The organism is Hymenobacter duratus (assembly GCF_014698995.1).
Classification (GTDB): domain Bacteria; phylum Bacteroidota; class Bacteroidia; order Cytophagales; family Hymenobacteraceae; genus Hymenobacter; species Hymenobacter duratus.
Genome location: NZ_JACWZZ010000001.1, coordinates 867,867 through 885,194, shown reverse-complemented (window position 1 = coordinate 885,194; position 17,328 = coordinate 867,867). Strand labels below are relative to the sequence as shown.

Below are 17,328 nucleotides of genomic sequence, written 5' to 3'. Positions count from 1 at the left end.
AGCTTTCCTTACAGAGCCCCGGCACTGTTGCGGCGTTGCACAGGGCACATAAAAAGTCGGCTGAAGCTCTCCAGAGCTTCAGCCGACTTTTGTTGGAAAAACAATGTGAATCTGCCACCGGTGTACCGGCGGCCGTCAGCGGCGGGCTGGAACCTGCAACCGTTGCAGCGCACCGGCCAACGCCGTATCGGTAGTGCCCTGGGGGTCGGGGGCAATGCGCACGGCGGGCACGAAGTTTTCCCGGGGCTGTCCGTTTACGTGGTAGAGCCGCTCGGTGGGAATGTTGAAGCCGAAGGTGGAATTGGGCAGCCTAAACGACGTAACGGCGCCGTTGAGGCGGGCCATTTCGGTGCCTATGATGGTAGCGCGTCCCAGGGCATCAAACCCGATGGTGATGCCTTCGCCCATGCTGCTCGTCCAGGGGCCCACCAGTACCACCAAAGGCCGGGTGTAAGGCCGGAGCCGGGGCGAAACGATTTCCAGCGTGCTGCGCCGGATACCGAACTGCCGCTCCTCGGCCGGAAACTCGTGGCGCTGGTAAGGCTGCTCCTGGGTGAGGAAACGGCCCATGATGGCCCGGGCCACGGTAGTGTTGCCGCCGCTGGGCGTTTCGCGCAGATCCAGGATGAGGCCGCTGGTACCGGCCAGCGCGTCCAGCGTACTATCGAAGGCGGCAATGAGCCGGTTGTTGCCCAGGCTGTTGTTGATGCGGATGTACCCCACGGTGCCCAGCTGCCGGCTTTCCAGCAAACCCGCATACCGGATGTGCTCCAGCTGGGCAGTGGGCGCGTCCGGATAGAGATTTCGCAGGCGGCCCCGGGTGCGCACGGTCAGTTGGCGGGGGGTGCGGTGGTCGCCGGCCAGGGCCAGGTTCAGGGCCAGGGTGCGGGCGGCGGCGTCCACGGTTTTCAGGCTGCGGCCCAGCAGGGGCGCAATAGCCTGGTCCACGGGCACCTTGTTGATGGCTACTAGTTCCATACCCGGCCGCAGCCCCACCCGCTCGGCCCCGAAGCCGGGGCGCACGGCCACCACCACAGGCTTGCCCTGCTCGAAGCGCGCCCATACGTCGGTGCCGGTGGGCACCAGGCGGCGGGAGTCGGGCAGGTTGGTGGAGAGGCTGGCGTGATTGTCGTACAGCTCGTTCAGGGCATTTTCCAGCAGCCGCACAAACTGCGCCCGGGTGCTGATGCCCGGCAACTGCGCCTCGTACAGCTCCCGCACCCGGGGCCAGTCGGTCTGCTTCTTGTCGAAGTAGCAGTAGTTGTCGCGGATGGTGGTCCAGAAGTAGTCGAAATCCTGCTGGTACTGGGCGGGCGTGAGGGGGGCCTGGGCCCGAAGCGAGCCGGGCAGCCCAAGCACCAGCAGCAGCCAGCAGGCAAAGCGGAATAGAGTAGTCATGGAAATAGCTAGGTAAGGCAACCAAAACTAGCTGTAAAAAAACCGACTAAAGCTTCCAAAGCTTCAGTCGGTTTTCTGCCGAGTACTTCACTGGGTAGCTAAGTCTAGTAGCTCTCCTTCTGGAAGCCAAACGCCCGTAGCTGGGCTGCAAACGTGTCGGGGTAGTTGGCTTTGAGGTGGTGGATGAGGGCCCCCAGCGCCTTGCGCAGCTGCACCTCGCCCTGGCTTTTGGTGCTGACTTTGCTGCTTCGCTCGCCGGCCGTGGCGGTGCTCTCCTGCACCAGCTGGGCGTACTCCTGGGCCAGCGGCTGCCAGAAGGCCGTACCGTACTTCTTCTTATCGAAGCTGTGGGCTTTGAGGGCCAGCAGCAGCTTGCTGAGGGCTGTTACCCGCTCGGTGCGGGCGGCGGGCAGAACGTATTTGTGGCCCACTTTCTCGATACCGAACTCGGGGTAGTAGGAGCGGCCCTCATTTTCCTCGTGCTCCTCGGCGAGGTAGTTTTTCACGAAGGGCAACCCCTTGGCCACCTGCTTGTCGAGGGCCTGGAGGCGCTTGGACTGGGGCGTACGGGTGTCGCCGGCCGCATCGGCGGCGGTGCGGTGCCGGGCGAAGTCGGCGGCCTGGGCGGCTAGGTCCTCCTTTTTGAGCCAGAGGAGGTCGGGCAGCCCCGAGGCTTGCCAGGCCCCGGCTACGGTGGTGGCCAGCGTGGCCAGCGCCACCTCCGAAGTGGGCAGCTGGTTGGTGCGGCGGATAGGTTTGGGCGTGCCGGCCGGAGCCGGCGTAAGCGAATCGGACATGATAGAAGAGGGTAAGGTAGAAGATGCCGATAAGGTAGCATTTCCGCCGCAAGCTCCACCTTAAGGGAAGTGCCCGGAAATAAAAATTTTCATCCTCTTCCCCCCGGGAAATGCTTGGGAATAATCACATCTGCCCTCTTCCCGAGGGGAAGTGCCCGGATGCATTTATTTAGGCGCACCTCCCTTCGGGAAGGGCTTGGGTGTATTCGTATCCGGGCACTTCCCACAGGGAAGGGGTTGGGTGGAGTGGTTTTGGTGTTTTTGCGTTAGGAAAGTGGTGCTATCTTGTTGGCGCAATAATCTTGAACACCATTGAAGGCAACATCGAGAACCTAAGCAAGCTGCTGGAAGGCGAAACCATCACCATTCAGGGCCAATAGTACCAAGTAACCAAGGACGGGTTTAAACTGGTACAGAAGACGTGAAGACAGACTGGTATATTACCAGTGGTTGCTGGGCGGTAGTATAAGAGGTCTAGCATCTACTACAAGTTCAGTACGAACTACTGGCTCGCGCCAGTGAAAACGTATACCTAAAGAGGTGCATAGATATGGCAGCGCAGCATAGGTGATAAGCTCTGGGAACCAATCAGTACAGCCAAGCGACTCCGTGAAACAACTAACTGATGTATATTATTGACTACATTATACTTGTGCTTTCATCAACCTCCTACTAACATTCCTACTTAATGGACCGCTTTGCAAGCCCCAAAACCAAAGAAGAACTTCTCTCATCTTTGCATTATATATTCCCAATAACTAACCATAAAGAAATTGATCAAAATACAATTATCCCAGCAATCGAAGAGAAAAATAATTTAGGATTGAATGGGCAATATGCTTTTTGGAGTGAAATTAACAATGGCGTTGTATGTCTCATTTACGACAATAATAAACCAAGACAACCACACAAAGCACTCTTATTGACCACAGTACAAAAGCCAGAACAGTTAGATCTAAACTTTGCAAACTACTTTTGCAAAGTATTCAACGATGATATCAAAACCCTACCCTTAAGTGAAAAACATTCAGAATTATGGATATCATTAAGACAAACACAGTTTCGCAGAGCTATATCAAAATTCTCCTCCTTTAGTACTGAACCAATAATACAATGGATGCAGATAGTTGAAAATAGTGTTAGCTTACGGTATGAAAACAAGCCATTTTCTTTATGCCTATTTATGACAAAACAACGAGAATGGATACAAACGCCTTTAGGAAGCCGATTTATTCCATTTAAAAAATCTATACCATTTGCAAAAGGGATAATGGCTGAGAAATGGCTCCGAGCTGCTATGAGCAGTCATAATATTGGAATAGCTGGTGTTGGTTTTGCAGGTGATTTATTTGGATTGTTTGATATACCTTATGAAGAAAGCGAATCGGATGAGTTATTTTCTCCACATGAAGACTTAACATCAATATCAAAGTTATTAGTAAAGGGAACATGCTTATTTATAACCACTGAAAACGGAGATATTTATTTACAACTAGCAAATAAATCAACTTTTTATAAAACACAAGGAAGATGGCATTATCTCAACTATAATAATATTTACAAGATGCTTAAACAATTCTTAAACGAAGAAATGTCTAGATCTATTCTCAAGATATGTTTAAATCTATCCTATGAAAAACAAGGAGCATTGATATTAATACCCGATGTCTTGGCAACAATAACCGAAATAATACCTGATATCAATCAAAAAAATAAAGCAAATGGAGATTTAAGAGACTCAATAAAGGGACTAAAAATTACAGATAAGATTCAAAGAAGAATAATAACTACCTCAGCAAAAATAGACGGTGCATTAGTTATTTCGAGAACAGGTACAGTACAAGATGTGGCATGTATGATTGGACAACCATCTCCAGAAAAATTAGCAGAACTTAAAATTGAGAAATTAGAACGGTACTCTGGAGCCCGTACGACAGCTGCCTGGAACGCTAGCACGTATGGAATCTCTATAAAGGTATCCGAAGATGGCCCAATTATGATATTCAGGCACGGCATGCTCATTACTCAAATAGGCTAGAATAGGCCATAATACAAAAGCGGCTGCAACTCCCAGGAGTTGCAGCCGCTTTTAGTATCCGCTTTGCAGCGCGGAATTACATGTGAATTGCCCGGTTCTCCGTAGCGGCTAGGCAGGCTTCCTTCATGGCTTCGGCGTAGGTGGGGTGGGCGTGGCTCATGCGGGCTACGTCCTCGGCGGAGGCGCGGAACTCCATGGCCGTTACGGCTTCGGCAATGAGGTCGGCGATGCGGGGGCCAATCATGTGCACGCCCAGGATTTCGTCGGTTTCCTTGTCGGCCAGCACTTTCACGAAGCCGTCGAGGTCCATGGAGGCGCGGGCGCGGCCCGAGGCGCGGAAGGGGAAGTTGCCGGTTTTGTAGGCCTTGCCCTGCTCCTTGAGCTGCTCTTCGGTGTAGCCCACGCCGGCCACTTCGGGCCAGGTGTACACCACGCCGGGGATGAGCAGGTAGTTGATATGGGGCTTCTGACCGGCAATGGTTTCGGCCACAAACACGCCTTCTTCCTCGGCCTTGTGGGCCAGCATAGCGCCGCGCACCACGTCGCCGATGGCATAGATGCCGGGCACGTTGGTTTGCAGGTGCTCATCCACCTTAATGCGGCCCCGCTCCTCCATATGTACGCCGGCGGCTTCCAGGTTGAGGCCCGCGGTGTAGGGCACGCGGCCCACGGCTACCAGGCAGTAGTCGCCCTCAAACTTCACTTCCTCGCCTTTCGGGTTGGTAGCGGTTACGGTCACGGCGTCGCCCTCGCGGGTAGCGCCGGTTACCTTGTGGCTCAGGAAAAACTCGATGCCGATTTTGCCCAGGATGCGCTTGAGCTCCTTGCCCAGGCCGCGGTCCATGGTCGGGATGAGCGAATCCATGAACTCCACCACCGACACTTTCGCGCCGAGGCGGGCGTACACCGACGCCATTTCCAGCCCGATAACGCCGCCGCCAATCACAATCATGTGCTTGGGCACTTCGCGGATATTCAGGGCCTCGGTGCTGGTGATGATGCGCTGCTTGTCCTGCTGGATGAAGGGCAGCACGGTGGGCTTGGAGCCGGTGGCAATGATGACGTTTTTGGTCTCAATCTGCTGGGCCTCGCCGCCGGCCGTGGGCGCAATGCTGATGTGGGTTGCATCGACAAACGAACCAACGCCGTGGATGACGTCGATTTTGTTTTTCTTCATCAGGAACTGAATCCCGTCGGTATTGGCCTTCACCACCCCGTTTTTGCGGTCGATGAGCTGGTTCATGTTAATCTGCAGGTCGCTCAGCTCAATGCCGTGCTCCTTGAAGGTGTGCGCGGCGTTGTGGTAGTGCTCGGTGGAGTCGAGCAGGGCCTTGCTGGGGATGCAGCCCACGTTGAGGCAGGTGCCGCCCAGGGTGTCGTACTTCTCGATGAGGGCGGTTTTGAGGCCCAACTGGGAGCAGCGGATGGCCGCCACATAGCCGCCGGGCCCGGAGCCGATGACGGTAACGTCGTATTGGTTCATGCTAAGGTGAATTCGGTGAGAATCAACTACGGGCGAAGGTACGGACGGTGAAGTTGTGAAGCGGCGAATTTGTGAGTTGTGTTATGATAGTACACCATAACAGCACGTCATTCCGAGCTTGCCGAGGAATCTCGCGTGCTGACGCTGGATTATCAAGCAGACATCAGCAAGCGAGATTCCTCGGCAAGCTCGGAATGACGTACCAAGCGCCCCTACTCCACCAGCACGCCGATGTAGTAGTTGAACGTGTCTACTTCCAGGTTGTCTTTGGTGAGGCCGGGCACGGCCAGCGGCTGCATTTTGGTAGTGAGCGGCAGGGCCACGTACTCGCCGCCTTTGGTACGCACCCGCACGGGCAGGTCGAAGGCGGGCACATCGGCAATCCAGCGGGCCAGCACCTTGTCCTGCTCGAAGCGGATTTCCAGCGTAGGCAATCCGGGGTGGCGCAGGTACTGGTCGAAGATGGGCGTAAAGTCGCGGCCGCTCTGCTGGTTGATGTAGCCGACCACCTGCTCGGTCGTGACAGTCTGGTGGTAGAACGTGCTGCCGAGGCCGCGCAGAATCTGGCGCCACTTCTCGTCGTCGTTGAGGGCGGTGCGCACCATGTTGAGCAGGTTGCTGCCCTTGTCGTACATGTCGCCGGAGCCCTCCTGGTTCACGCCGTACGTCCCGATGATGGGGCCGTTGTTCTGGATGTTGCGCCGCTGCCCGTGGATGTACTCCTGCCCCGCCTGCTTGCCGTACTGGCTTTCCACGAACAGCGCCTCGGAGTAGCACGTGAAGCCTTCGTGCACCCACATATCGGCAATGTCCTTACTGGTGATGTTGTTGCCGAACCACTCGTGGCCGCTTTCGTGGATGATGATGAAGTCCCACTTGCTGCCCCAGCCGGTGTTGGAGCGGTCCTGGCCGAGGTAGCCGTTGAGGTATTTGTTGCCGTAGGCCACGGCGCTCTGGTGCTCCATGCCCAGGTGCGGCGCGTCCACCAGCTTGTAGCCGTCTTCATAAAACGGGTAGGGCCCGAACCAGTGCTCCATGCTCTTGAGCATAGGCGGCACGTTGGCAGTGAAGTGCGCTTTGGCTTTCGTCAGGTTTTCAGGCATCACCCAGTAATCGACTGTCAACGGGCCTTTCTCGCCGGCATAGGTGCTGCCGCTGAAGTGCTGGTAGTCGCCCACGTTCAGGGCCACGTCGTAGTTGTTGATGGGGTTGTCTACGAACCAGTCGAAGCGGGTGTAGCCACCTTTCAGCTTGGTGGTTTTACGCAGCCGTCCGTTCGAGACGTCCTTCAGGCCCTTGGGCACCGCTATGCTGATGAGCATGGAGTCCACTTCATCGGCCTGATGGTCTTTGGTAGGCCACCAGATGCTGGCGCCCACGCCCTGGCACGCCGAGGCTACCCACGGCTTGCCCTGGGCATCCTGCGTGAACACGAGGCCACCGTCCCAGGGTGCTTTCTTCGCAACTGTCGGCTGGCCCGAGTAGTACACCCGAAACTCGTCTTTGGCACCCTGCCGGATGGGCTGCGGAAACGTGACGAATACCGCATTGGCCTCGCGCGTAAACGGCACCGATTTGCCTTGGTACTCTACCTTGTCCACCTTCAGGTTGGCAAACAAATCGAACTGCAGGCGTGTGAAGTCTTGGGCGGCCGTGAAGCGGAATAGGTTGGAGCCGCTCAGGGCGCGGTTGGCTACATCCAGCTTCACATCCAGGTGGTAGTAGTTGATGTCGTAGCAGGTGCGCAACGGTGTGAGGCTGCCGCGCAGCGAGTCGGCGCGGGTGAAGGCCGGCCGGGGCTGGAGTAGCTGGGCCGTGGCGGTGTGGCTCTGGCAGGCAAGGAAAAACGCAAGCAATAGTAAAACGCGCGGCATAGCAGAAAGCAAATCAGAAACAGAATCCCAATAGACTCGAACGTGCAAGCTACGTTGCGTTGGGCCTACCGGCCGGCTGCAGCCGTGCAAATGCCGGGTCGGAGTGGGCCCGGCGCAAGTCATGAACTGGTCGGGAGCGAAAACGCCCGTAGGTTTGTGCTTCCATTTCGCCTGCCTTATGCCCGCTACTTCTGCTGCTGCTCCCCGTTTCCTGATTGTGCTGGCACTGCTGGCGCTGTACCTGGTCTGGGGCTCCACTTATCTGGCTACCAAGGTGGCGTTGAGCGTCTGGCCGCCGTTTCTGCTATCGGCTATGCGTTTTCTGCTGGCTGGTGCCCTCATGTATGGGGCCGTGCGGCTGAGCGGCGCGGCAGCGCCCAGCCGGCAGGACTGGCAACGGGCGGCCGTGGTGGGCCTGTGCCTGCCGCTGTTCGGGAATGGCGGCACCACTTTCGCGCAGCAGTATATTCCGTCGGGTATGGCGGCGCTGCTGGTTGCCACGGTGCCCATGTTCCTGGCATTGTTGGGCTGGGCTTCGGGTCTGGCACCGCGCCCCACCGCCAAAGTTCTGCTGGGCCTGACCCTGGGCATGGGCGGCTTGGGCTTACTGATGAGCACCCGCAGCACGGCTCCCGTGCTGCTGCCGGGGCACCCGTTGCTCGGCACGGTGTCGGTGCTGCTGGCGTCCCTGATGTGGTCGGTCGGCTCGCTCTACTCCCGGCAGAAACCCATCGGCGGCTCACCGTTTTTGGGAGTGGGCATGCAGATGCTGTGCGGCGGGTCGTTTCTGCTGGTGGCGGGGCTGCTGCACGGTGAGGCCGCTGTGTTTCAGGTGAGCCACGTTCCACTTAAGGTGTGGGGTGCATTTGCCTATCTGGTTACATTCGGCTCGTTCGTGGCATTTTCGGCGTACATCTGGCTGCTGCGGGTGGTAGAGCCGGCGCTGGCGGGCACCTACGCCTTTGTAAATCCGGTGGTGGCAGTGCTCCTGGGCTGGGCTCTTGCCGGCGAAACCCTGAATACCGGAATGCTGGGAGGCGCGGCCCTGATTGTGGTGGCCGTGGCGCTGGTGGTGCTGGGCGGAAGGCGGCCAACGCGGCCGGTAGAGGATTCCCAGGGTTGAAACCCTGGGCTACGGAGCGGTTTCGCAGCCACATGCCGGTTGAACGGTGTAGAGACGCAATATTTTGCGCCTCGTCGTTGCTGACGTTGATCCGGAAGGGGGCGCAGCGCAGACTGTTCAGCGACGAGACGCAAAATATTGCGTCTCTACACCGTTCAGTTGGTTTCGTACTCAACTGCGTGCTCTCTCCGCCACGACGTTTCCCGTTACTTCACGCTATGTCCCAACTCTCCTATTCCGCCGGCTTGCTGCTCGGCCTCGGCTTTCTTGCTGCCTGCCAGATGACCAAACCCAATTCCCAACCAACTGCTACCAGCGCGCCGACTGCGGCGCCGGCCGTGCCCGTGTGGCAGTCGGCCGCCTACACTGTCTACCGTGATTCGGTGGTACAGGGCCCGCATACGGCGCGGGCGCTATCCCGCCAGGCGCTGACCTCCAACTATCAGAGCCCGGCCAACGCGTTTCAAAGTCCGCAGGTGAGCTTCAAGTTCAGTGTCAACGGCAAGGACAACGAAATGGCGCCCGGCCAGGACCACCTGTTCCTGGCCTTGCCAGCCGCCGGCGGTGCGGCCCTCGAAACTCCGGTTATCGTGTTCGGGCAGCAATCGGTGGACAAGCGCCCGGTACCGGCCAACCAGTACCTGGCACCCAACACGCCGCTCACCATTCGGCTGGATCTGCGGCCCATGCTGGCCGCCTTCCGGAAGCAGAGCTACTACACGCTTTACAACGGCCAGAAGCTCTACCAAGCCGATTTCAAGCACGTATTCGTGGCCGGCAACACTGCACCGCTGAGCTGGGACTTCGACAACCTGATTAATAAGCCGCCGCTGGAGCTGAAAGACCCCGACGGCAACGGCATCTACGAAACCACGGTGGTGCTCAACGCCCACTCCGACCAGAAAAGCACCGCCGCCCGCTGGCAGGCCACGCTCGACGTATCGGCGCTGCCGCAGCTCACTTCTGATTTTCCGCTGCTCGATGCGCTGTATAATATGGCGCTGGAAGAAGCCCGGCGCGCCGTGGAGCCCGACGGCACGTTCCGCACCGGCCAGGAGTGGGCCGGCGTCTGGACCCGCGACATCAGCTACAGCATCATCCTGAGCCAGGCCCTGCTACAGCCGGAAGCCGCCAAAACCAGCCTGCTGCGCAAGGTGACGCCCGAAGGCCGCATCATTCAGGACACCGGCACCGGCGGGGCCTACCCCGTTTCCACCGACCGGATTATCTGGGCCACGGCGGCCTGGGAAATCTACCTGGCCACCGGCGACGAAGCGTGGCTGCGGCAAGCATACCCTGTCATCCGGCGCACCATCGAAGACGACGAGCAGGTGGCGTATGATGCGCAAACCAGCCTCGTGCGCGGCGAATCGTCGTTTCTGGACTGGCGCGAACAGACCTACCCCAAGTGGATGCAGCCCGCCGACATCTACCAGAGCGAAAACCTGGGCACCAACGCCGCGCACTATCAGGGCAACATCGTGCTGGGCCTGATGGCTGAAAAACTGGGCGAAACCGCCGTAGCGCGCGACGCGCAGGACCGCGCCGCGCGCATCAAGCAAGGTATCAACCAACACCTGTGGCTGGAGGACAAGGGCTATTACGGCCAGTTCCGTTACGGCCGCGTGCATCAGCAGGTGTCGCCGAAAGCGGAGGCGCTGGGCGAGGCGCTGGCGGTGCTGTTTGGGGTGGCCGAAGGCAGCCGCGCCAGCACCGTGGTGGCCCGCACGCCCGTTATGGACTACGGCGTGCCGTGCATCTACCCACAGATTTCGGGCATCCCGCCCTACCACAACAACGCCGTGTGGCCCTTCGTGCAGAGCTACTGGGGGCTGGCGGCGGCCAAAGTCGGCAACGAAACGGCTTTCCTGGAGAGCCTGATGACCGTGGCCCGGCCCGCGGCCATGTTCCTCACCAACAAGGAAAACTTCGTGGCCAGCAACGGCGACTTCGCCGGCACCCAAATCAACAGCAGCAACATGATCTGGAGCCTCTCGGGCGCACTGGGGCTGGTGTATAAGGGGTTGTTCGGCATGGATTTCCAGCCCAATCAGCTTACGTTCCGGCCGTTTGTGCCGCAGGCGCTGGCGGGCACCCGCCGACTTTCCAACTTCCGGTACCGGGGCGCCGTGCTGGACATAGAAATGACCGGTTTCGGCCAGGGCATCCAACGGATTACGCTGGACGGCCAGCCGTTGCCCGAAGCCACTATCCCAGCCACCCTCACTGGCGCGCACACCATCCGTATTGAGCTACCCAGCACGCCGCTGGCGCCCTCGTCGCAAAACAAGGTGACCCACCACGTAGCGCCCCCGACGCCCGCCGTGCGCTACACGGCCGGCGCTTTGGCGTGGCCCGTCGTGGAGGGCGCCCGTGCCTACCAGGTGCTGCGCAACGGCCAGTTTGCCGCCCGCACCACCGAAACCACCTACCCCGTCCCCACTGGCCAGCCGTTCAGCGAGTATCAGGTAGTGGCCATCGACGCCCAGGGCTTCGAGAGCTTCGCCAGCGAGCCGGTGGTGCCCGAGGCTGCCCGCTACACGCAGGTGGTGGAATTGGAGACAACAGCCTTGAAAGTGGAAAATCTTCGTAAAGACTATGCTATCCGTATCAAAGGCTACAATGGCCGTGGCTTTGTTGACATCAGCAAAACCCTGAACCGCCGCCTTACGGTACCGGTATCGGTGCCGACAGCGGGGCTTTACGCCTTGTATTTCCGCTACGCCAACGGCAACGGCCCCATCAACACCAGCAACAAATGTGCGATTCGCACACTACGCCTCGGGACGCAATTGCTGGGTACGGTAGTGCTGCCGCAGCGCGGCATGGGCGAGTGGTCGGACTGGGGATATACTAACCCCATTATGGTACAGCTGCCCCGTGGCAAGTCGGTACTAACCCTGACCCTGGATCCGGCCAACGAGAACATGAACGGCGCCGTGAATGAAGCAATATTGGACCAGCTGCGCCTAATTCGCGTGCAATAATGTCCCAGATGGGGATAAAACACCCTATAAATATAATATAAAAAGGAAAGGATAAAATTTTCTCCGCTACATAGCGAATGCCACGTAACCTGCGTAAATTCGCTACGTAGTTGGAAGCCCACCTTGTCATCCTCCTTTGTCTATGCAAACCTCTGCCCCGCTCCACGACATTCAGACTGAAGGCGACATCAAGACGCTCGTTGATACGCTGTGCCACAAGGCTACGCAGGACACGCTGCTTGGTGCCAGCTTTGGCGCCGCGGCCCGCATTCACTGGCCGCACTACCTCACGTCGCAGTACCGTTACTGGAGCAGCACGCTGCTGGGGCAGGGCGCTACCGAAGGCGAGCCCCTGCCGGAGCAGGTAGCTCTGCCGCGCAGTGGGGCCCACGTAGAGCACTGGCTGAACCTGTTTTCCTCAACAGTGGAAGAGTATTTCACTGGTTCCAAAGCTGAAGAAGCCAAGCAACTGGCCCGCCAGATGGCCACCCGCCTCAGTGCCTCCCGCACCCGCGAGCTGCCAGTCGACTAAATCACGGATTTAACCGGATTAGGCGGATTTCACGGATTTTGTGGTCGGCGCAAACCCGGCTTTTCTTGCTTGGAATTTCATCATAACAAAAAAGAGGCTTGCCAATCGGCAAGCCTCTTTTTTGTTATGATTCACGGAATCTGTGAAATCCGCTTAATCCGGTTAAATCCGTGATTTACACGCCCAGCAGCAAACGGGTCGGATCCTCAAGCAGCTCCTTCACGCGCACCAGGAACGACACCGACTCGCGGCCGTCGATGATGCGGTGGTCGTAGCTCAAGGCCAGGTACATCATCGGGCGGATTACCACCTGGCCGTTTTCGGCAATCGGACGCTGCACGATGTTGTGCATGCCCAGAATGGCCGACTGCGGGGCGTTGATGATCGGAGTGCTCATCATGGAGCCGAACACACCGCCGTTGGTGATGGTGAACGTGCCGCCGGTCATCTGCTCGATGGTGAGCTTGTTGTCGCGGGCCAAGCCAGCGAGGCGCTGAATTTCCTTCTCGATACCATCAAACGACAGCTCCTCGGCGTTCCGGATTACCGGCACCACCAGTCCTTTGGGGGCCGATACGGCAATGCTGATGTCGCAGAAGTCGTTGTACACGATGTCGGTGCCATCAATCTGGGCATTCACGGCGGGCCACTCTTTCAGCGCCACGCACACGGCCTTGGTGAAGAACGACATGAAGCCAAGGCCCACGCTGTGCTTCTCCTTGAACTTGTCCTTGAACTTGTTGCGCAGGTCCATAATGGGCTGCATGTTCACCTCGTTGAAGGTGGTGAGCATGGCCGTTTCATTCTTCACCGACACCAGACGGCGGGCTACCGTCTTGCGTAGGTTGCTCATCCGCTCACGGCGCTGGTTGCGGTTACCGCTAGCGGCCGGAGCCGCCTGCGGAGCCGCAGCCGGTTTGGCGGGAGCAGCAGCGGCCGGGGCCGGCGCGGCGGGCTTGGCCTGGGCATTCTGGGCGTCATCTTTGGTAATGCGGCCGTCGCGGCCCGAGCCCTGCACGTCGGCGGGGCTGATGCCTTTCTCACCAAGAATTTTGCCGGCCGCCGGCGAAGGCGTGCCAGTAGCGTAGCTGGTGGTTGCCGAAGCAGCCGGAGCCGCGGCGGCCGGAGCAGCCTGGGCAGCGGCTGGTGCAGCGGCGGGAGCCGCAGCCGGAGCGGCGGCACCGCTGCCGCCTTCGATACGGGCAATAGTAGCACCGATGCCGATGGTTTCGCCTTCCTTGGCGGCGTGGCGCAGCGTGCCGGTGCCTTCGGCGGGCAGCTCAAACGTGGCCTTGTCCGATTCCAGTTCGGCAATGATTTCGTCGCGCTGTACCTGGGCGCCGTCTTCCTTCAGCCACTTGGCCACCGTCACTTCCGTGATGGATTCGCCCACGGCCGGAATCGTCATTTCTACGGTTCCACCGCCGCCGTTACCGGCAGCCGGAGCGGCATCGGCTGGGGCACCGGAACCGGCACCGCCTTCGGGCTGGCCGCCGTAGCCGGCCTGGTCGCTGGCTTTGGGGTTTTCCTCGCCCTTGCTCACGGGGTCGGCAGCGGGAGCGGCTTCGGCAGCCGGAGCAGCGGCCGGAGCCGAAGCGGCTGGCGCGGCGGCAGCACCGTCGCCGTCAATTTCGGCAATGGTGGTGCCGATGCCGATGGTTTCGCCCTCGGCAACGCGGATTTTCAGTACGCCGTCGACCTCGGCGGGCAGCTCGAACGTGGCTTTGTCGGATTCCAGCTCGGCCAGAATCTCGTCGCGCTTCACGGTGTCACCGTCGGCTTTGAGCCACTTGGCAATGGTTACTTCGGTGATAGACTCGCCGACGGCGGGGATTTTAATTTCCAGACCCATAAGTGGGAGTTTTGAAGGGTTTCGGTGGGGAATGTCGGGGAAGTTGTCGTTCCGACGCAGGAGGAATCTGGGTGAAGCCGTTGTCCGTTTTCACTCAGATTCCTCGCGCTGCTCGGAATGACCCAGGACTAGTCCTGCTTCTTGGCTACTTCGGCGGTGGCTTTGATGTTGTCGTCGGCCACGGCTTCCTTGGGCTTGTCGAAGGCGCGGGCCACGAGGTCCTTCTGCTCCTTCACGTGCACCTTGTTGTAGCCGGTAGCCGGCGAGGCCGAGGGCTTACGCGAAATCACGTCTTCCAGCTCGCGGCGCATGAAGCGCAGCAGGTAGTTCCAGTAGCCCATGTTCTCAGGCTCTTCCTGCACCCAGTACAGCTTGGCTTTGGGGTACTTGGCCAGCTCGGCATCGAGCTGCTTCTTGGGGAAGGGGTGCAGCTGCTCTAGGCGCACAATGGCCACGTCGGTGCGGCCCGACTGCTGCTGCTCGTCCAGCAGGTCGAAGTACACTTTGCCCGAGCACAGCAGCACGCGCTTCACCTTCTTGGCGTCGGCGTACACGTCGCCGAGCACCTCGCGGAAGTGGCCGGAGGTGAACTCCTCCACCGGCGATACGCACAGCGGGTGGCGCAGCATCGACTTGGGCGACATCACCACTAGCGGCTTGCGGAACTCCCAGGTCAGCTGGCGGCGCAGGGCGTGGAAGAAGTTGGCCGGCGTGGTCATATTGGCCACGATGATGTTGTTTTCGGCGGCCAGCTGCAGGAAGCGCTCGGGGCGGGCGTTGGAGTGCTCCGGGCCCTGGCCTTCGTAGCCGTGGGGCAGCTGCAGCACCACACCGTTCATGCGCTGCCACTTGCTTTCCGACGACACGATGAACTGGTCAATCATGGTCTGGGCACCGTTGGCGAAGTCGCCGAACTGGGCTTCCCAGATCACCAGGGCCGTGGGGTTGGCCATGGCGTAGCCGAATTCGAAGCCCAGTACCGCGTACTCGCTCAGCAGCGAGTTGTAGATGCTCAGCTTCTCCTGGCCTTCGCCAATGTAGTTGAGCGAGTTGTACGGGGCTGAGGTTTCGGCGTCGTGCAGCACGGCGTGGCGGTGCGAGAACGTGCCGCGCTGCACGTCCTGGCCGCTCACGCGCACAATATGTTTCTCGTCGAGCAGGGAGCCATAGGCCAGCAGCTCGCCGGCGGCCCAGTTCAGAATGCGCGTTTCGAAGAACATCTTCTTGCGCTCCTCCATCAGCTTTTCAATCTGCTTCAGGGGGCGGAAGCCTTCGGGCAGCGTGGTCAGGGCCTTGCCTACTTTGGCTACCACTTCCTCGCTGATGCCCGTTTCCGGCGACTTCTCGAAGTCCTTGGGCTTGCTGCGGCGCAGGCTGCGCCACTCATTTTCGAGGGCTTGGTAGTTGTAGGGCAGCGGCTTCTGCTTCACCATATCCAGGCGGGCCTGCAGGGTGTCGCGGAACTCCTTGTCCATCTGCTGGGCTAGCTGCGCGTCCACGTCGCCGCGCTGCACCAGCATGGCGTTGTACACCTCGCGGGGGTTCTGGTGCTTGCTGATGAGGTTGTAGAGCGTGGGCTGGGTGAACTTGGGCTCGTCCGACTCGTTGTGGCCGTGGCGGCGGTAGCACACCATATCAATAAAGATATCGGCGTGGAACTGCTGGCGGTACTCGGTGGCGAGGCGCACGGCAAACACCACGGCCTCGGGGTCGTCGCCGTTCACGTGCAGCACCGGCGCGTCGATGATCTTCGCGAGGTCGGTGCTGTAAATCGAAGAACGGGCGTCCTCGAAATCGGTGGTGAAGCCCACCTGGTTGTTAATCACGAAGTGCAGCGTGCCGCCGGTGCGGTAGCCTTCCAGCAACGACATCTGGGTCAGCTCGTAGCCGATGCCCTGGCCGGCCAGCGCCGCGTCGCCGTGGATGAGGATGGGCAGAATCTGGTGGTAGTCGCCACCATACTGGTGCTCAATCTTGGCGCGCACGAAGCCTTCCACCACCGGGTTCACCGCCTCCAGGTGGGAGGGGTTGGGGGCCAGCTTCAGGTTCACCTTTTGGCCGCCCTCAGCTTCTACCTCCGACGAGTAGCCCATGTGGTACTTCACGTCGCCGTCGCCCATGGTCAGGTCCGGTACGGCCGTCCCCTCGAATTCCGAGAAGATCTGCTCGTAGGTTTTGCCCATGATGTTGGCCAGCACGTTCAAGCGGCCGCGGTGGGCCATGCCAATCATCACCTCCTGCACGCCCAGCTCCGAAGCCTTATTAATAATAGCGTCGAGGGCCGGAATCGTCGATTCACCGCCTTCCAGCGAGAAGCGCTTCTGACCCAGGAACTTCGTGTGCAGGAAGTTCTCGAACACTACGGCCTCGTTCAGCTTCTTGAGGATGCGCTTCTTGTACTCCACGCCGGGGTTAAAGCTCAGCGAGTCCTTCTCCACTTTCTCGCGGAACCAGTCGAGCACCTGCGGGTCGCGGATGTACATGTACTCGAAGCCGATGGTGCGGGTGTACACCTTTTGCAGGGCGGCCACAATCTCGCGCAGCGTGGCTTCCGAGCCCAAGCCCAGCACTTCACCGTTCTTGAACTTGGTATCGAGGTCGGCGTCGCTCAACCCGAAGTCGGCAATGCTCAGGCGGGCCTTGCGGTCCTTCCGCTCGCGCACCGGGTTCGTTTTGGCCACCAAGTGGCCGCGGCTGCGGTAGGCGTGAATGAGGTTGCGCACCTGCGTTTCCTTGTCGGCCGCTACCGTGTCCACGGCCCGGACGGCGCCGGCCTGGTTGGTGCTGGCCGAGGTGGTCAGCACGCCTTCGCCATCGGCCTGCGGCATCCCGTCCTCGGGGTACTGCTGGGCGAAGTCGAAGCCTTCAAAGAATTTCTGCCAGCTCGCATCCACCGACTGCGGGTCGGCCTTGTAAGACTGGTACAGGTTGTCGAGGTAGTCGCCGTGGGCGTTGGCGATATAAGAGTTGGCGTCCATGCGGTGGGAACTGGTGGTGTCAGGGGGTAAAGGTAAATAGACTGATCAGGAAGCAAAAACTGATATGCGCATGTACACATAAACCTGCTAATCAACTAGATAATTCCGCCTGTGTTTCTTACACAGGTACCGATGTCCAATCTATCAAATAAATACAAAAGCCGCTCCCGTTGAACAGAAACGGCTTTCGGTGAAGCAGTAGCGCGAACTTTGCAGTTCGCGCCCCCGAACGACTACCGTTGTTACGGCACGGGGACGCGAACTGC

General features: G+C 59.3%; 10 protein-coding genes. 4 read left to right on the top strand and 6 right to left on the bottom strand.

Going from position 1 to position 17,328, the window contains the following annotated elements:
* Window positions 1-135 precede the first annotated feature (135 nt).
* Together IC231_RS03650 and IC231_RS03645 are read right to left on the bottom strand one after the other, a co-directional pair.
* Window positions 136-1,398, bottom strand: coding sequence for a S41 family peptidase (locus IC231_RS03650; protein WP_190783233.1), 1,263 nt, complete (start codon window positions 1,396-1,398; stop codon window positions 136-138).
* Between the two features lie 104 nt (window positions 1,399-1,502).
* A complete protein-coding gene (locus IC231_RS03645) occupies window positions 1,503-2,195 on the bottom strand; it encodes a hypothetical protein (RefSeq protein ID WP_190783232.1) in 693 nt (230 codons plus the stop codon).
* Window positions 2,196-2,883: 688 nt separating this feature from the next.
* Between IC231_RS03645 and IC231_RS03640 the strand changes: the two genes are divergently transcribed.
* Window positions 2,884-4,233 carry a diadenylate cyclase gene (locus IC231_RS03640; protein WP_190783231.1) on the top strand — a complete coding sequence of 450 codons (1,350 nt, stop codon included), beginning with the start codon at window positions 2,884-2,886 and terminating at the stop codon, window positions 4,231-4,233.
* Window positions 4,234-4,309: 76 nt separating this feature from the next.
* Here the strand turns inward: IC231_RS03640 and lpdA are convergent, their stop codons facing one another.
* Both lpdA and IC231_RS03630 read right to left on the bottom strand, forming a co-directional pair.
* On the bottom strand, window positions 4,310-5,716 hold the full coding sequence (gene lpdA, locus IC231_RS03635; protein WP_190783230.1) for a dihydrolipoyl dehydrogenase: 1,407 nt from the start codon (window positions 5,714-5,716) through the stop codon (window positions 4,310-4,312).
* A 212-nt stretch (window positions 5,717-5,928) separates the two neighbouring features.
* Entirely contained in the window at window positions 5,929-7,590 is a 1,662-nt protein-coding gene (locus tag IC231_RS03630; RefSeq protein WP_190783229.1) for a M1 family metallopeptidase, read from the bottom strand.
* 178 nt (window positions 7,591-7,768) lie between these two features.
* Between IC231_RS03630 and IC231_RS03625 the strand changes: the two genes are divergently transcribed.
* The 3 genes from IC231_RS03625 to IC231_RS03615 all read left to right on the top strand — a co-directional run bounded on the left by IC231_RS03625 (window position 7,769) and on the right by IC231_RS03615 (window position 12,232).
* Window positions 7,769-8,713, top strand: coding sequence for an EamA family transporter (locus tag IC231_RS03625; RefSeq protein ID WP_190783228.1), 945 nt, complete (start codon window positions 7,769-7,771; stop codon window positions 8,711-8,713).
* A 218-nt stretch (window positions 8,714-8,931) separates the two neighbouring features.
* On the top strand, window positions 8,932-11,700 hold the full coding sequence (locus IC231_RS03620; RefSeq protein ID WP_211538842.1) for an alpha-L-rhamnosidase-related protein: 2,769 nt from the start codon (window positions 8,932-8,934) through the stop codon (window positions 11,698-11,700).
* Between the two features lie 142 nt (window positions 11,701-11,842).
* Entirely contained in the window at window positions 11,843-12,232 is a 390-nt protein-coding gene (locus IC231_RS03615; protein ID WP_190783227.1) for a group III truncated hemoglobin, read from the top strand.
* Window positions 12,233-12,407: 175 nt separating this feature from the next.
* Here the strand turns inward: IC231_RS03615 and odhB are convergent, their stop codons facing one another.
* Both odhB and IC231_RS03605 read right to left on the bottom strand, forming a co-directional pair.
* Window positions 12,408-14,084 carry a 2-oxoglutarate dehydrogenase complex dihydrolipoyllysine-residue succinyltransferase gene (gene odhB / locus IC231_RS03610; protein ID WP_190783226.1) on the bottom strand — a complete coding sequence of 559 codons (1,677 nt, stop codon included), beginning with the start codon at window positions 14,082-14,084 and terminating at the stop codon, window positions 12,408-12,410.
* Between the two features lie 128 nt (window positions 14,085-14,212).
* A complete protein-coding gene (locus tag IC231_RS03605; RefSeq protein ID WP_190783225.1) occupies window positions 14,213-17,062 on the bottom strand; it encodes a 2-oxoglutarate dehydrogenase E1 component in 2,850 nt (949 codons plus the stop codon).
* Window positions 17,063-17,328 lie beyond the last annotated feature (266 nt).

Bases quoted from the DNA above. Each gene is read 5' to 3' on its own strand.
- IC231_RS03650 (WP_190783233.1), bottom strand. From the start codon at position 1,398: ATGACTACTCTATTCCGCTTTGCCTGCTGGCTGCTGCTGGTGCTTGGG.
- IC231_RS03645 (WP_190783232.1), bottom strand. From the start codon at position 2,195: ATGTCCGATTCGCTTACGCCGGCTCCGGCCGGCACGCCCAAACCTATC.
- IC231_RS03640 (WP_190783231.1), top strand. From the start codon at position 2,884: ATGGACCGCTTTGCAAGCCCCAAAACCAAAGAAGAACTTCTCTCATCT.
- lpdA (WP_190783230.1), bottom strand. From the start codon at position 5,716: ATGAACCAATACGACGTTACCGTCATCGGCTCCGGGCCCGGCGGCTAT.
- IC231_RS03630 (WP_190783229.1), bottom strand. From the start codon at position 7,590: ATGCCGCGCGTTTTACTATTGCTTGCGTTTTTCCTTGCCTGCCAGAGC.
- IC231_RS03625 (WP_190783228.1), top strand. From the start codon at position 7,769: ATGCCCGCTACTTCTGCTGCTGCTCCCCGTTTCCTGATTGTGCTGGCA.
- IC231_RS03620 (WP_211538842.1), top strand. From the start codon at position 8,932: ATGTCCCAACTCTCCTATTCCGCCGGCTTGCTGCTCGGCCTCGGCTTT.
- IC231_RS03615 (WP_190783227.1), top strand. From the start codon at position 11,843: ATGCAAACCTCTGCCCCGCTCCACGACATTCAGACTGAAGGCGACATC.
- odhB (WP_190783226.1), bottom strand. From the start codon at position 14,084: ATGGGTCTGGAAATTAAAATCCCCGCCGTCGGCGAGTCTATCACCGAA.
- IC231_RS03605 (WP_190783225.1), bottom strand. From the start codon at position 17,062: ATGGACGCCAACTCTTATATCGCCAACGCCCACGGCGACTACCTCGAC.